This is a genomic window from Streptomyces glomeratus, from assembly GCF_021462825.1.
Lineage (GTDB): Bacteria > Actinomycetota > Actinomycetes > Streptomycetales > Streptomycetaceae > Streptomyces > Streptomyces glomeratus.
Genome location: NZ_JAKEEB010000001.1, coordinates 32,849 through 45,243, shown reverse-complemented (window position 1 = coordinate 45,243; position 12,395 = coordinate 32,849). Strand labels below are relative to the sequence as shown.

Here is a 12,395-nt window from a genome sequence, read left to right as displayed (position 1 = left end):
GCGTGTTCCTGCGCCGCATCGGCGGCCTTGAGCAGACCGCGGCGCAGGAGGTGACCTGTACGAGAACAACCTCTTCAGCAGCCGCGGGGTCATCGGCAACCACTTCACCGACGACGAGATCGACGCGCTGGACGTCGTCTTCCGCACTCCGCGATCCCGGGCGATCCCGGATACCGACCCGGCTGGGTGAAGCGGAAGGCGGGAAGACCCGGGGGAGAATGACCGCATGGCCGATACCGACGACCTGCGCGCCCGATTCGCCCGTGCCCTGGAAGGAGCCCGCGGACCCGGCGACGGCCCCGACCCGGCGCCGTACGCCGAGAACCTGCTCGCCCGCTGGCAGGAGCCACAGCGCCGGTACCACACGCTCGCGCATCTCACCGCGGTCCTCGACCACATCGACGTGCTGCAGGAGTACGCGGACGATCCGGACGTGGTGCGGCTGGCCGCCTGGTTCCACGACGCCGTCTATCTGCCCGACCGCTCCGAGAACGAGGAGCGGTCGGCCCGCCTCGCCGAACGCGCTCTTTCCGAGGCCGGAGTCGCCGGGGACCGGACGGCCGAGGTCGCCCGGCTGGTCCGGCTCACCGTCACGCACCACCCGGCCGACGACGACCACGACGGCCAGGTGCTGTGCGACGCCGACCTCGCGATCCTCGGCGCGCCCCCGGCCGCGTACGCCGCCTACACCGCCGCCGTCCGCGAGGAGTACGGCTTCGTGCCGGGCGACGCCTTCCGCGAGGGCCGCGCCGCGGTCCTGCGGGAACTCCTCGCTCTGCCACGCCTGTTCCACACCCCGTACGGGCAGGAACGGTGGGAGGCGACGGCCCGGTACAACATCGGCTCGGAGCTGGAAATGCTGTCGACCCGGGGACCGGCGACCTCCTAGCCTGCTCCCCATGCGCATCATGGGCGGGGAACGGGTGGAAGAGGCCGTCGCGAGCTGCACGGGCCTGCTGCGGACGGCGACGGACCGGGACTGGGAGGGGGTGAAGGCCGGGCGTCTGGAGTGGAGCTGCCGCCGGACCGCGGAGCACATCGCGAGCGATCTCCTCGCCTACGCCGGACAGTTGACGGGACGGCCCCAGGACGCATACGTCCCCTTCGACCTCACCCTCGACGAGGGCACCGACCACGCGGGCGTGCTGGAAGTGATCGAGACGACCGGCGCCCTGCTCGCCGCGGCCATCCGGACCACCCCGCGCGAGGTGCGCGCCTTCCACCCGTATCCGTTCCGCAGCGCCAACCGTGAGGGCTTCGCCGCGATGGGCGTCGCCGAAGTCCTGCTGCACACCCACGACATCGCCGAGGGCCTGGGCCTCGTCTACGAGCCGCCCGCCGACCTGTGCGAGGACGTCCTGGACCGGATCTTCCCGCAGGTCCGGCCGGGCCCGGACGCCTGGCCCACCCTGCTGTGGGCCACCGGGCGCGGTGACCTGCCCGGCCGCGCCCCGGTCACGGAGTGGCGCTGGCACAACACCCCGGTGGTCCCGGCGGAACGCCTGACGCTCGAGGGTGTCACGCCCGCAGCCGCCCGCGATCTGTCCCTGGGCGGCGACGGGGGGTTCGCATGGATCGAGGGCGGGCCCTTCCACGGCACGCGGGACGCCGCCGGGATGGTCGTGTCCGCGTACGAGGACGGGGAGTACCGGCCGGAGTGGGGCCTCTACATCCTCGTACGGAAGGAGGACGGGCTCGCGGTGGGCGGCATGGGCTTCCACGGCGCCCCGGACGGGAAGGGACGCGCGGAGGTCGGGTACGACCTGGCGCCGCCCGCCCGCGGTCACGGCTACGCGACCGAGGCCCTGCGCGCGCTGGCGGCCCGCGCGCTGGCCCGGGAGGACGTCCACGCCCTGTGCGCGGTCGTGGACGGGGACAACCACGCCTCGCACCGGGTGGTGGAGCGCGCCGGGTTCCGGCGGACGGGTGCGGCCGGCGAGGACGGCACCCAAGTGGCGTACGAGCTAGGGGGCTGACCGGCGCGCCGCGGTGTGCGTCCGGCCCTTGCGCCGGCGCAGGCCGGAGGCGTGCAGCAGACGCACCACCTCGCGGCTGTCCACCTCCACCGCCCCCGCCCGGACGGCGTCCGGGTAGCGGTGGGAGGGCAGATCGTAGTGGTCGCGTTCGAAGGCCCGGCGGGGCACGTCCAGCCGCTCGGCGAACCGGTGCAGTTCGTCGTAGGAGACGTCGCTGATCAGGTGGGACCACAGGCGGCCGTGACCCGGCCAGGTGGGCGGGTCGATATAGACCGTCACGAGGACGACATCCCGCCTGTCGCCCTCCCCAGGGAGCCCACCGCCGCGACCTTCACGCCGGCCTTCGGGCACACCCAGTGCGGGGCGGGGCCGAGTTCGGGTTCGACGTCCAGGGCGTGCGGGTCGCCGGAGCCGCAGACCGGGCACAAAGGCCAGCGTCCGTACCGCTCCAGCAGCGCGTCCTGGACGTCCTGGGCGATCAGCCCGGCCACATAGGCCACGCCCTCCGGCCACTGCTCGACCCACCAGCGACGCTGGACGACGGAGTCCTCGACGAGCGAGACGACGTCCGCCTCGGCGACCTCGCCCGCGACCAGGTCGGCGAGCACCAGGGCACGGGCCGCATGCAGGGCTTGCTCCAGGGGGCTGATGGGATCCATGTCCCCATTGTGCGCACTCTTGACCGGACGTCCGAACGGAAAATATCTTTCATAGGGTGACCCAGCGTGTGAAGGAAATTTTCCCGGGCTCGCCGGGCCAGGCTGCGGCCGGCCGGGGCGCGCCGCCCGCCCCCGCCGCGCTCGCCGCCAAAGTGCGTACTCTCGCGCCCTCCATGACCCGCTCCATGCAGCGTGTCGCGGAGGCCGTCGCCGGTGACCCGGCCGGCTGCGCGGCGCTCACGGTTACCGGGCTCGCCGAGCTGACCGGCACCAGCGAGGCCACCGTCGTGCGCACCGCCCGCCTCCTCGGCTATCCCGGCTACCGGGACCTGAGGCTCGCCCTCGCGGGCCTCGCGGCACAGCAGCAGTCGGGCCGCGCCCCTTCCGTCACCGCCGACATCGCCGTCGACGACCCGATCGCGGACGTCGTCGCGAAACTCGCCTACGACGAGCAGCAGACCCTCGCGGACACGGCGGCCGGCCTCGACACCGTGCAGCTCGGCGCCGCCGTCGCCGCACTCGCCGCCGCCCGCCGTATCGACGTGTACGGCATCGGCGCGTCCGGACTCGTCGCCCAGGACCTCGTCCAGAAGCTGCTGCGGATAGGGCTCATAGCCCATGCGCCCAGCGACCCGCACCTCGCGGTCACCAACGCCGTGCAGCTGCGCGCCAAGGACGTGGCGATCGCGATCACGCACTCCGGTTCCACCGGCGACGTCATCGAACCACTGCGCGTGGCCTTCGAGCACGGGGCTACCACCGTCGCCGTCACCGGCCGCCCGGACGGGCCCGTCACGCAGTACGCCGACCATGTCCTGACCACCTCCACGGCACGGGAGAGCGAGCTGAGGCCGGCTGCGATGTCGTCCCGCACCAGCCAACTCCTGGTCGTGGACTGCCTGTTCGTCGGTGTGGCCCAGCGGACGTACGAGACCGCCGCACCGGCGCTGTCCGCCTCGTACGAGGCCCTGGCGCACCGTCACCACCCGCGGGGAACGAAGCGCTAGCCCCTGCCCCTCTTCCCTCCAGAGCAGTGCCGCACCGGAAAGAGCCACGCCCGATGACCTCCTCGTCCCACCCGCGTGATCTGCGAGCCGAGCTGGAGACGCTGACCACCGAAGCGTTCCGTCCCGAGCTGGCCGACATCGACCAGCTTCCGACGCTCGAGATCGCGAAGATCATGAACGGCGAGGACGCGACCGTACCGGCCGCGGTCGCCGCGCGGCTGCCGCAGATCGCCGCCGCGATCGACGCCGTCGCCCAGCGGATGGGCCGGGGCGGCCGGCTGGTGTATGCGGGCGCGGGCACGGCCGGGCGGCTCGGGGTCCTCGACGCCTCCGAGTGCCCGCCGACCTTCGACACCGACCCCTCGCAGGTCGTGGGCCTGATCGCGGGCGGGCCCGGCGCGATGGTGACGTCGGTGGAGGGCGCGGAGGACTCCCGGGAGCTGGCGGCCGAGGACCTCGACGCACTGGGGCTGACGGCCCGTGACACGGTGGTCGGCGTCTCGGCCTCGGGCCGCACCCCCTACGCGGTGGGCGCGGTGGAGCACGCCCGGGCGTGCGGAGCGCTCACGGTCGGCCTGTCCTGCAACGCGGACAGCCCCCTCGCGGCGGCCGCCGACCACGGCATCGAGATCGTGGTCGGCCCCGAGCTGCTGACCGGCTCGACGCGGCTGAAGGCGGGCACGGCGCAGAAACTGGTCCTGAACATGCTTTCGACGATCACGATGATCCGGCTGGGCAAGACATACGGGAACCTGATGGTCGACGTCCGCGCCTCCAACGACAAGCTGCGTGCCCGCTCACGCCGCATCGTGGCGCTGGCGACGGGAGCGGGCGACGAGGAGATCGAACGCGCCCTCGAGGCCACGGACGGCGAGGTCAAGAACGCGATCCTCACCATCCTCGGCGGAGTGGACGGCCCCTCGGCGGCGCGGCTCCTCGCCGAGAGCGACGGCCATCTGCGCACGGCCCTGGAGAAGGCGGCGGGCTGACCTGCGGACCGCCCCCGGGGCGATCCATACGGGCGGGCCGTCACTCCTCTCTCCCGGACCGGCGATCGGCCGTGTCCTTGCGGCGGCGGTGCACACGGCGGGCGACGAGGAGCACGACGAGCACGGCCAGGCCGACGAGTACATACAGCTCGTAGCGGTGGAGCGCCGGGTACAGCGTCTCCAGGTGCGCTCCGGCGAGGGCACCGAACGTGACCCAGACGCCGACCCACAGGGCGGCGCCGAGGGCGTTGAAGAGCAGGAAGCGCCGCCAGGGCATCCCGGCCAGCCCGGCGATGATGCCGTTCGCCTGTCGCAGCCCCTCGATGAACCTCGCCACGGTGACGATCTTGCCGCCGTGCCGCGCGAAGAACGCCTCCGCCTTGGCGACCCGCGCCGGGGTGAGCAGCACGTAGCGGCCGTAGCGTTCCACCACCCGGTGGCCGCCGAAGCGGCCGATCGCGTAGCCGACGTTGTCGCCGAGGACCGCGGCGAGGAAGGCGACGACGGCCACCAGGACGATGTTCAGCCGGCCCGCGCCCGCATACGCGGCGGCGACGATCAGGATCGTCTCGCCGGGCACGGGTACGCCGAAGTCCTCGACGAACACCAGGGCGGCCACGGCCGCATAGCCCCAGTGGTCCAGGAACGGCGCCACATCGGCGAGTACTCCGGGGAGCGGGGGCTCGGTCATCGGCGATCTCCCGTGCGGCTGGACTTCGGTGTTGGGCACCGTTCCTCATGGTCCAGCACACGAAGGCCCGCGAGGGAATCCCGCGCGCAGGCGCCCCACGTCACCGGCCCCGCACTCCTTCGGCCCGGAGGCCTGCGGCCCCACACCCTTCTGGGCGCGGGGACCGCCCGGCCCGGGTCAGTGCAGGGTCTTCAGCGCAGCCGCGTCGTACGGCGTCAGGTCGTCGAAGCGGCCCGCCAGGACCTTCGCCGCCCACTCGGGGTCCTGGAGCAGCGCGCGGCCGACGGCGACCATGTCGAACTCCTCCGCCTCCAGGCGGTCCAGGAGGTTGTCGATGCCCTTGACCGGGGCACCCTCGCCCGCGAAGCCGCGGATGAAGTCGCCGTCCAGGCCCACCGAGCCGACCGTGATGGCCGGCTTGCCCGTCAGCTTCTTCGTCCAGCCCGCCAGGTTGAGGTCCGAGCCGTCGAACTCCGGCAGCCAGTAGCGGCGCGTGGAGGCGTGGAAGGCGTCCACCCCGGCCGCGGTGAGCGGGGCGAGGATCGCCTCGAGCTCCTCGGGCGTCTCGGCGAGCCGGGCGTCGTAGGCCTCCTGCTTCCACTGCGAGTAGCGGAAGAGGACGGGGAACTCCGGCGAGACCGCCTCCCGCACGGCGGCCACGATCTCCGCCGCGAACTGCGTACGGGCGACCGGGTCGCCGCCGTAGGCGTCGGTGCGGCGGTTGGTGCCCGCCCACAGGAACTGGTCGACGAGGTAGCCGTGGGCGCCGTGGATCTCCACGCCGTCGAAGCCGATGCGCTCGGCGTCGGCCGCGGCCTGGGCGAACGCGCCGATGACGGCGTCCAGGTCGGACCGGTCCATGGCCTTGCCGGTGACCTCGGTGCCGCCGATGCGCAGACCCGAGGGACCGACGGCGGGGGCATCGGCGAACGGGGGCTGACCCTGCTCGCGGACCATGCCGATGTGCCACAGCTGCGGGACGATCGTGCCGCCCGCCGCGTGCACCGCCTCGGCGACCTTCGCCCAGCCCGCCAGCTGCTCCTCACCGTGGAAGCGGGGCACACGGTCGCTCTGACCAGCCGACTCGTGGCCCACGTACGTACCCTCGGTGACGATCAGACCGACACCGGCTGCGGCCCGGCGGGCGTAGTACGACAGCACGTCCTCACCGGGAATGCCGCCCGGGGAGAACATGCGGGTCATCGGGGCCATGACGATCCGGTTCGGGACGGTGAGGCCGTTGATGGCCGTCGGCCGGGCCAGGATCTGGGCTGCGCGGGAGGCGGGCGGCGTGGTGACGGTCACGTGGGGGCTCCTCGGGGTGGCTTGTGGACCAGCTGGTATGTGCACGCGCATTGTTGCACCTTCTCAAGGAAACACCCGTGCGGTATTGCGCATTCCACACCCCGGGCCGGCCACGGCGTGACCCCGGACACGCCCGAGGGCGGCACCCCCTGTCGGAACAGGGAGTGCCGCCCTCGGCAAGGACGTTGATCGACCAGAGGTCGATCAGAAGTCCATGTCACCGCCCGGCATACCGCCACCGGCAGGCGCGGCGGCCTTCTCCGGCTTGTCGGCGATGACGGCCTCGGTGGTGAGGAACAGCGCGGCGATGGAGGCGGCGTTCTGCAGGGCGGAACGGGTCACCTTCGCCGGGTCGATGATGCCTTCCTTGACCAGGTCGACGTACTCGCCGGTCGCGGCGTTCAGGCCGTGACCCGGGGTCAGGTTGCGCACCTTCTCCACCACGACGCCGCCCTCGAGGCCGGCGTTGACGGCGATCTGCTTCAGCGGGGCCTCGAGCGCCAGCTTGACGGCGGCGGCACCGGTGGCCTCGTCGCCCTCGAGCTCCAGCTTCTCGAAGACCTGGGAGGCCTGGAGCAGGGCCACGCCACCACCGGCGACGATGCCCTCCTCGACGGCCGCCTTCGCGTTGCGAACGGCGTCCTCGATGCGGTGCTTGCGCTCCTTGAGCTCGACCTCGGTGGCGGCACCGGCCTTGATGACGGCCACGCCGCCGGCCAGCTTCGCCAGGCGCTCCTGGAGCTTCTCGCGGTCGTAGTCGGAGTCGCTGTTCTCGATCTCGGCGCGGATCTGGTTCACGCGGCCCTGCACCTGCTCCGGGGAGCCGGCGCCGTCGACGATCGTGGTCTCGTCCTTGGTGATGACGACCTTGCGGGCGCGGCCCAGGAGGTCCAGGGTCGCGTTCTCCAGCTTGAGGCCGACCTCCTCGGAGATGACCTCGCCGCCCGTGAGGATGGCGATGTCGCCGAGCATGGCCTTGCGGCGGTCGCCGAAGCCCGGGGCCTTGACGGCGACGGACTTGAAGGTGCCGCGGATCTTGTTGACGACCAGGGTCGACAGGGCCTCGCCCTCGACGTCCTCGGCGATGATCAGCAGCGGCTTGCCCGACTGCATGACCTTCTCCAGGAGCGGGAGCAGGTCCTTGACGGAGCCGATCTTGGAGTTGGCGATCAGGATGTACGGGTCGTCGAGCGACGCCTCCATCCGCTCCATGTCCGTGGCGAAGTACGCCGAGATGTAGCCCTTGTCGAAGCGCATGCCCTCGGTGAGCTCGAGCTCCAGACCGAAGGTCTGCGACTCCTCGACGGTGATGACGCCTTCCTTGCCGACCTTGTCCATGGCCTCGGCGATCAGCTCACCGATCTGGGTGTCGGCGGCGGAGATGGAGGCCGTGGAGGCGATCTGCTCCTTGGTCTCGACGTCCTTCGCCTGCTCCAGCAGGGCGGCGGAGACGGCCTCGACGGCCTTCTCGATACCGCGCTTCAGAGCCATGGGGTTGGCACCGGCGGCCACGTTGCGCAGGCCCTCGCGGACCAGCGCCTGGGCGAGCACGGTCGCGGTGGTCGTACCGTCACCGGCGACGTCGTCCGTCTTCTTGGCGACTTCCTTGACCAGCTCGGCGCCGATCTTCTCGTACGGGTCCTCGAGCTCGATCTCCTTGGCGATGGAGACGCCGTCGTTGGTGATCGTGGGGGCGCCCCACTTCTTCTCGAGGACGACGTTGCGGCCCTTCGGGCCGAGGGTCACCTTGACGGCGTCCGCGAGCTGGTTCATGCCGCGCTCGAGGCCGCGCCGCGCCTCCTCGTCGAACGCGATGATCTTGGCCATGTGAAGTGGTCCTCCCAGGACTGGGGGTGATTACTTCGGACCGCGCCCGCGCCCGCGACGGACGGCCCCGGCCGGAGGTTCCTTGCCCCACCCGGCCCGCGGCCTCACCGACCCGGTCCACTCTTTGTCACTCTCACCTTCAGAGTGCTAACGCCAATGATTAGCACTCGACCCCTCCGAGTGCAAGGCGCGCCGGCGAAGCGGGCTCGTTGCGGGGTGGTGGTCGGGTGGCGGGAGGGAGCAAGGCGCGCCCACGAAGCGGGGTCCTCAAGCGGGCTCGCCGAGGGACGCGCATGCGGCCCCGCCGCGCCCCCGTCACACTCCGGCCCGCCGCCCCCACCGGCCCCGGACGGACCGAGGGGCCCGCACCCCAACGGGATACGAGCCCCTCGACACGTCGAACAGTTCAGTCGTCGGCGCGCAACTTCAGCCGGCCAGACGGACCATGTCCGCCTGCGGCCCCTTCTGACCCTGCGAGATCTCGAACTCGACCCGCTGACCCTCTTCCAGGGTGCGGTAGCCGTCCATCTGGATCGCGCTGTAGTGGACGAATACATCCGCACCACCGTCGACCGCGATGAAGCCGTACCCCTTCTCCGCGTTGAACCACTTGACGGTGCCCTGAGCCATGCCTAACTCCCCTATTACTGGCCCTTGCACAGATCCACACTTCGCGGATCCGGGTCAGACCTCACCCCCCAACGGTTGGGGGCGTGCGCCGGAACGCGTCGACCGCGGCTGAATGTATCTGTCCAACTGCCGTCTGCAACAGGTCAATCGGACGAGAAATCCGGGCATGACCGGTCGGGAATGTACGGAGAGTTCACCCGAATTCAGGGCAAGTCGGGCCCGACAAAAGGAATGAATGGCGCAAAAACCCTGCCCACTTTGGCTGCTTCTTGTCGGGTGGGCGGCAGGGGCGAGGGCGTCCGACCGGGAGACCGGGAAACGCGTTCCCCAACTGTACCGCGCTCAACCATGCAGAATTGCCCCCTCCGCTTCTCTCACGGAGAGGGCAATTCGATGAACTCTCGGTGTTCTCGTTACCGAGGGTAATGGCCGACGGGAGGTGAGCGGCCCTCAGCCGCCCGCGACGGCCGGGATGATGGAGACGCCCGCGCCGTCCGGCGTCGCCGTGTCGAGGCCCTGCTCGAAACGCACGTCGTCGTCGTTGACGTACACGTTGACGAAGCGGCGCAGCTTGCCCTGGTCGTCGAGGACGCGGGCGGCGATGCCGGTGTGGTTCTTCTCCAGGTCGGCGATGACCTCGGCGAGGGTGGCGCCCTCGGCGGCGACCTCGGCCCGGCCCCCGGTGTAGGTGCGCAGGATGGTGGGGATGCGAACGGTCACGCTCATGCGAGGCCAGCCTCTCGGAAGGAGTCCAGGGTCGGACGGATCGTCGCGGTGAGGCCGGTGCCCGCCACCGCGTCCAGGGTCTTGAGACCGTCGCCGGTGTTGAGGACGACGGTCGTCTTCGTCGGGTCGAGGACACCGCTCTCGATCAGCTTGCGGGTGACGCCCACCGTCACACCGCCCGCCGTCTCCGCGAAGATGCCCTCCGTCCGGGCGAGCAGCTTGATGGCGTCGACGATCTGCTCGTCCGTCACGTCCTCCACGGCCCCGCCGGTGCGCCGCGCGATGTCGAGGACATAGGGGCCGTCCGCCGGGTTGCCGATCGCCAGCGACTTGGCGATCGTGTCCGGCTTCTGCGGCCGTACGACGTCGTGGCCCGCCTTGAACGCGGTGGACACCGGAGAGCAGCCCTCGGCCTGCGCACCGAAGATCTTGTACGGACGGTCCTCGACCAGCCCGAGCCTGATCAGCTCCTGCAGCCCCTTGTCGATCTTCGTGAGCTGCGAGCCGGAGGCGATCGGGACCACGATCTGGTCCGGCAGCCGCCAGCCCAGCTGCTCGGCGATCTCGTACGCCAGGGTCTTGGACCCCTCCGCGTAGTACGGACGCAGGTTGACGTTGACGAAGCCCCAGCCCTCGCCGGCCGGGTCGCCGATCAGTTCCGAGCAGAAGCGGTTCACATCGTCGTAGTTGCCCTCGATGCCGATCAGCTCGCCGCCGTAGACCGCGGCCATGACGACCTTGCCCTGCTCCAGGTCGTGCGGGATGAACACGCAGGAGCGGAATCCGGCCCGGGCCGCCGCGGCGCCGACCGCGCCCGCCAGGTTGCCGGTGGAGGAGCAGGAGAGGGTGGTGAAGCCGAAGACGCGCGCCGCCTCCAGGGCCTGGGCGACCACCCGGTCCTTGAAGGAGTGCGTCGGGTTGCCGGAGTCGTCCTTCACATACAGACCACCGGTCACGCCCAGCTCGCGCGCGAGGTTGTCGGCCTTGACCAGCTTGGTCCAGCCCGGGTTGAGGTTCGGCTTGTCGGCGACGTCCGCCGGGACCGGCAGGAGCGGCGCATAGCGCCAGATGTTCGCGGGGCCCGCCTCGATCCGCTTCCGCAGTTCCTCGGTGTCGTAGCCCGAGAAGTCGTACGCGATCTCCAGCGGGCCGAAACACTCCTCGCAGGCGAAGACCGGGCCGAGCGGCACCCGATGGCCGCACTCGCGGCAGGACAGGGCCGCGGCCGGACCGAGATTCACGGAGTCGGTGGTGCTTGCAACTGTCTGCACAGCCATGTCAGGCGAGGCCCTTTCTCCTCATCTTCCTCACGACGCATCTCGCCGTGAGACGGATTTGGCACCTTCCCTAGCCGGGAGCCTCGCGGTGGAAGACGAGAACCGGCTGGAGGGTTGCCGGGGCTTCATCGGGCCGTTTCCCTCTGCCCCTCTGGATGAGCTGTATGCGGTTGTTTCACTGGTGACGAACGCGGCGACCCACGACATGCGATGGTCACCGGCGTTGTTCAAGACTGTAACCGAAGGCCAGGACAGTTGAGATAGTCGTCCGAACCGCGAGATGGATCACCACATGTGAGGAGCCGCAGACTGTGCTGGAAGAAGTCGAGCGCTGGCTGAGCACCCGCTCCTGGTCCGTGGCCGATCGCCCGCTCCATCAGATCCTGGCCGCCAAACGCTCCTCGGGCTCGTCGGTCAGCGTCGTGCTGCCCGCGCTCAACGAGGAGGAGACGGTCGGCGAGATCGTCGCCGTCATCCGCCACGACCTCATGCAGCAGGTTCCGCTCGTCGACGAGATCGTCGTCGTCGACTCGGGCTCCACGGACCGCACCTCCGAGGTGGCCGCGGCGGCCGGCGCGACGGTGGTGCACCGAGACGCCATCCTGCCGCGCATCCCGGCCGTGCCCGGCAAGGGGGAGGTGCTGTGGCGCTCCCTCCTGGTCACCCGCGGGGACATCGTCTGCTTCGTCGACGCCGATCTGAGGGAGTTCTCCTCGGACTTCGTCTCCGGGATCGTGGGCCCGCTGCTCACCGACCCGGGTGTGCACCTCGTGAAGGCGATGTACGACCGGCCGCTGACCCTGGCCGGCGAGCACGCCCCCGGCACGGCCGCGGCGGGACAGGGCGGCCGCGTCACCGAGCTGATGGCCCGCCCGCTGCTCAACATGCACTGGCCGCAACTGGCCGGCTTCGTACAGCCGCTCGGCGGTGAGTACGCCGCCCGCCGCTCCCTGCTGGAGCGGATCCCGTTCCCGGTCGGGTACGGCGTGGAGCTGGGCATGCTGGTCGACGCCCTGCACCTGGTGGGTCTGGACGCGCTGGCCCAGGTCGATGTCGGCGTGCGCCTGCACCGCCACCAGGGCGGCCAGGCGCTCGGCCGCATGGCCGCGGCGATCTACCGCACCGCACAGCTGCGACTGGCCCGCGGCCATCTGATCCGCCCCGCCCTCACCCAGTTCGAGCGCGTCGAGGGCGGCTTCGAGCCAAGGACGTACGCGGTGGACACGGAGGAGCGGCCACCGATGGCGGAGATCGCGGAGTACGCGAACCGGTGGGCTGCCTGAGCCTTCACCCCCGCCGGCGCCGGTC

At 71.0% G+C, this 12,395-nt stretch carries 13 protein-coding genes and 1 riboswitch; of the genes, 5 read left to right on the top strand and 8 right to left on the bottom strand.

Annotation, left to right across the window (positions count from 1 at the left end; all coding sequences use genetic code 11):
- The first annotated feature begins 226 nt into the window (after nt 1–226).
- Complete coding sequence (locus LZ604_RS00235) at nt 227–889, top strand: HD domain-containing protein (RefSeq protein WP_234511089.1); 663 nt, start codon at nt 227–229, stop codon at nt 887–889.
- Nucleotides 890–899: 10 nt separating this feature from the next.
- The gene (locus LZ604_RS00230) at nt 900–1,976 is read left to right on the top strand and encodes a GNAT family N-acetyltransferase (protein ID WP_234511080.1); all 1,077 of its coding nucleotides are present in this window, start codon (nt 900–902) and stop codon (nt 1,974–1,976) included.
- On the opposite strand, the gene LZ604_RS00225 is transcribed toward LZ604_RS00230, so the two are convergent.
- Together LZ604_RS00225 and LZ604_RS00220 are read right to left on the bottom strand one after the other, a co-directional pair.
- Nucleotides 1,965–2,255 carry a DUF4031 domain-containing protein gene (locus LZ604_RS00225; protein ID WP_234511075.1) on the bottom strand — a complete coding sequence of 97 codons (291 nt, stop codon included), beginning with the start codon at nt 2,253–2,255 and terminating at the stop codon, nt 1,965–1,967. The genes LZ604_RS00230 and LZ604_RS00225 overlap by 12 nt on opposite strands.
- On the bottom strand, nt 2,252–2,635 hold the full coding sequence (locus tag LZ604_RS00220) for a DUF8819 family protein (protein WP_234511072.1): 384 nt from the start codon (nt 2,633–2,635) through the stop codon (nt 2,252–2,254). Before LZ604_RS00220 ends, LZ604_RS00225 begins: the two co-directional genes overlap by 4 nt.
- A gap of 56 nt (nt 2,636–2,691) precedes the next feature.
- Between LZ604_RS00220 and LZ604_RS00215 the strand changes: the two genes are divergently transcribed.
- Nucleotides 2,692–3,642 (top strand): MurR/RpiR family transcriptional regulator, encoded by a 951-nt coding sequence (locus tag LZ604_RS00215; protein WP_234511069.1) that lies wholly within the window; start codon nt 2,692–2,694, stop codon nt 3,640–3,642.
- Between the two features lie 53 nt (nt 3,643–3,695).
- On the top strand, nt 3,696–4,631 hold the full coding sequence (gene murQ, locus LZ604_RS00210; RefSeq protein ID WP_234511066.1) for an N-acetylmuramic acid 6-phosphate etherase: 936 nt from the start codon (nt 3,696–3,698) through the stop codon (nt 4,629–4,631).
- A gap of 40 nt (nt 4,632–4,671) precedes the next feature.
- Here murQ and LZ604_RS00205 read toward each other — a convergent pair whose 3' ends face one another.
- The 6 genes from LZ604_RS00205 to thrC form a co-directional block, all read right to left on the bottom strand.
- Nucleotides 4,672–5,322 (bottom strand): DedA family protein, encoded by a 651-nt coding sequence (locus LZ604_RS00205; protein ID WP_234511063.1) that lies wholly within the window; start codon nt 5,320–5,322, stop codon nt 4,672–4,674.
- Between the two features lie 177 nt (nt 5,323–5,499).
- Complete coding sequence (locus LZ604_RS00200) at nt 5,500–6,627, bottom strand: NADH:flavin oxidoreductase (RefSeq protein ID WP_234511059.1); 1,128 nt, start codon at nt 6,625–6,627, stop codon at nt 5,500–5,502.
- A 204-nt stretch (nt 6,628–6,831) separates the two neighbouring features.
- Nucleotides 6,832–8,454 carry a chaperonin GroEL gene (gene groL, locus LZ604_RS00195; protein WP_234511055.1) on the bottom strand — a complete coding sequence of 541 codons (1,623 nt, stop codon included), beginning with the start codon at nt 8,452–8,454 and terminating at the stop codon, nt 6,832–6,834.
- Between the two features lie 426 nt (nt 8,455–8,880).
- Nucleotides 8,881–9,084 (bottom strand): cold-shock protein, encoded by a 204-nt coding sequence (locus LZ604_RS00190; protein ID WP_009339379.1) that lies wholly within the window; start codon nt 9,082–9,084, stop codon nt 8,881–8,883.
- A 450-nt stretch (nt 9,085–9,534) separates the two neighbouring features.
- On the bottom strand, nt 9,535–9,810 hold the full coding sequence (locus LZ604_RS00185; protein ID WP_234511052.1) for a MoaD/ThiS family protein: 276 nt from the start codon (nt 9,808–9,810) through the stop codon (nt 9,535–9,537).
- Nucleotides 9,807–11,087, bottom strand: coding sequence for a threonine synthase (gene thrC, locus LZ604_RS00180; RefSeq protein WP_234511047.1), 1,281 nt, complete (start codon nt 11,085–11,087; stop codon nt 9,807–9,809). The genes LZ604_RS00185 and thrC overlap by 4 nt, the downstream gene beginning before the upstream one ends.
- Nucleotides 11,088–11,105: 18 nt before the next feature.
- Nucleotides 11,106–11,249: riboswitch (SAM riboswitch) on the bottom strand.
- Between the two features lie 149 nt (nt 11,250–11,398).
- Between thrC and LZ604_RS00175 the strand changes: the two genes are divergently transcribed.
- Complete coding sequence (locus LZ604_RS00175) at nt 11,399–12,370, top strand: glucosyl-3-phosphoglycerate synthase (RefSeq protein WP_234511043.1); 972 nt, start codon at nt 11,399–11,401, stop codon at nt 12,368–12,370.
- The last annotated feature ends 25 nt before the right edge of the window (nt 12,371–12,395 follow it).

What these genes read in the sequence shown, in the direction of transcription:
- LZ604_RS00235 (WP_234511089.1), top strand. Translation starts at nt 227, where the DNA reads ATGGCCGATACCGACGACCTGCGCGCCCGATTCGCCCGTGCCCTGGAA.
- LZ604_RS00230 (WP_234511080.1), top strand. Translation starts at nt 900, where the DNA reads ATGCGCATCATGGGCGGGGAACGGGTGGAAGAGGCCGTCGCGAGCTGC.
- LZ604_RS00220 (WP_234511072.1), bottom strand. Translation starts at nt 2,635, where the DNA reads ATGGATCCCATCAGCCCCCTGGAGCAAGCCCTGCATGCGGCCCGTGCC.
- murQ (WP_234511066.1), top strand. Translation starts at nt 3,696, where the DNA reads ATGACCTCCTCGTCCCACCCGCGTGATCTGCGAGCCGAGCTGGAGACG.
- LZ604_RS00205 (WP_234511063.1), bottom strand. Translation starts at nt 5,322, where the DNA reads ATGACCGAGCCCCCGCTCCCCGGAGTACTCGCCGATGTGGCGCCGTTC.
- groL (WP_234511055.1), bottom strand. Translation starts at nt 8,454, where the DNA reads ATGGCCAAGATCATCGCGTTCGACGAGGAGGCGCGGCGCGGCCTCGAG.
- LZ604_RS00190 (WP_009339379.1), bottom strand. Translation starts at nt 9,084, where the DNA reads ATGGCTCAGGGCACCGTCAAGTGGTTCAACGCGGAGAAGGGGTACGGC.
- LZ604_RS00185 (WP_234511052.1), bottom strand. Translation starts at nt 9,810, where the DNA reads ATGAGCGTGACCGTTCGCATCCCCACCATCCTGCGCACCTACACCGGG.
- thrC (WP_234511047.1), bottom strand. Translation starts at nt 11,087, where the DNA reads ATGGCTGTGCAGACAGTTGCAAGCACCACCGACTCCGTGAATCTCGGT.